This is a genomic window from Roseovarius sp. YIN77, from assembly GCF_057219155.1.
Genome location: NZ_JBXVVI010000047.1, coordinates 1 through 1,793 on the forward strand (window position 1 = coordinate 1; position 1,793 = coordinate 1,793).

The 1,793-nt window shown below is 38.8% G+C and carries 3 protein-coding genes; all 3 read left to right on the forward strand.

Annotation, left to right across the window (positions count from 1 at the left end; all coding sequences use genetic code 11):
• On the forward strand, nt 1–737 hold a 737-nt coding region (locus AC2D8P_RS16490), incomplete at its 5' end, for a phage/plasmid replication protein, II/X family (protein WP_484703980.1).
• 388 nt (nt 738–1,125) lie between these two features.
• The gene (locus tag AC2D8P_RS16495; protein ID WP_005140575.1) at nt 1,126–1,404 is read left to right on the forward strand and encodes a hypothetical protein; all 279 of its coding nucleotides are present in this window, start codon (nt 1,126–1,128) and stop codon (nt 1,402–1,404) included.
• Nucleotides 1,401–1,793 (forward strand): phage/plasmid replication protein, II/X family (locus tag AC2D8P_RS16500; protein ID WP_484703981.1); only part of this gene is annotated, 393 nt, incomplete at its 3' end. The genes AC2D8P_RS16495 and AC2D8P_RS16500, both read left to right, overlap by 4 nt.

The window sequence follows — 1,793 nt, forward strand, 5'->3', positions numbered from 1 at the left end:
ATGAACTCTTAAAACAAGAAGCCTTAGGTCTATGCCCTGATCCATTCCAATATGATCTTATTCAAGATGGTCACTATGAATTAACACGAGTAGACATCAATGAATCATGGCATCTAAACAACAGCAGAGAAGTCCAAGCTTGGATTCGCGCTGTTGGTGAAACTGCATACTTAAAACATCGTGGTTCTGGTCAATTCTCTGGTGATACTGCTTATTTTGGTAAAAACTCTCGTCGTTGGGGTCTAAAGTGTTACTCCAAAGGTAATGAGATCAAGGTTAAAGGTCACAAATTACCCCCTGAATTATGCACTCCTGAGATGCTCGAATATGCTGATAAATCCTTGCGAATAGAGGCTTTCATTAGACAATTAGAGCTAAAAAGACGCCACTTACACATTCTTTCTAATTGGGATATAGACACACCTGAGGAGTTACTCCTAGAATGTATATCTAAATTAGAACTGAGTGATGTTTATATGCTCAAAGATGATGTTTTAGATACGTTACCTACACGTCTGAGAATGGTTTATCAAACTTGGTTGAATGGTGATGACTTAAAGCAAATTATGTCTAAATCCGCTTTTTACCGTTGTCGTAGTGAGATGCTCAAATACGGTATAGATATTTCAACTAAGTCACCAAAAGAAAAATCCAATGTAATACCGTTAATTCGAGTATTGGAAGCCAAGCCAGTCGGAATACCTGATTGGGCTTATGAAAGAAACCTTGTCGCTTGATGAGGTTTTTTTTTGCCTGTTTCTTGAGAAACGCGGAAGCGTGCATTCCTGATAAAAATTACAGAACGAGTGTCTACGAGTGAACTGATACTTTACGACTCTCAAACTCCCTTTTCCCTGATTACAAGCTCCCTTTCGCCTTAGATCGGTAAATACCAGGCTATGCCTGCCGACAACAAGTAAACATGACAACATGACAACAACGAACACTCGGACGACAACGACGACGTGGAGGCAGCGACTAGGAGGAGGCGGAGGACGTGTGTGCAGTGTTTAGTAATACTGCACATTTGTCCCACTTTCGGGAATTATTTATATAACCCACACTTTACACCCCCTTTTTTTACTGTTACCTTATTCTCAATGGTTACTCCTTTAGAACAATATTATGCCTAGTAGAAAACCCCGTGTCGCTTTGACGATGCCTGATGATTTAAACGCTTTATTTGACCGTATTTCAGAATTAAACGGCACACCTAAGACAAAACTTATTGTTGAGCTATTACAAGCTTATGAGCCTGTTTTAACAGAGATGCTAGACACCTTAGAAAAAATACATGCCGATAAGGAAAACGCACAAAAGATCGTTAAACAATTCGGTCAGAATCTCGTTATGGAAGCTAGTTCCATTCTCGGTGATGTTTCTAAGGAGGTTCAGGATTTATGATTGATTACGTTTCAGGGTTTTTTCCTTGTAAACATGACCCTAGCAAGCTCATTTCAGGCATGGTTATGTCTTTTGATTCGTTGGGTAATCAAGAATGGGTATGCAATAAAAAACTCTCTGTTGAGGGTTCTCATTCATCCAAAATTCAGCTTCAGTCGCATTCTGAAAATTTAGTTTATTTCACTGGCAACCCTGTCAAATTTCTTCAAGGTCATAACCTTTTTGGAACTAATGATATTCGTCATTTAATGCGTTTATTCTTTGATGAACTCTTAAAACAAGAAGCCTTAGGTCTATGCCCTGATCCATTCCAATATGATCTTATTCAAGATGGTCACTATGAATTAACACGAGTAGACATCAATGAATCATGGCATCTAAACAACAGC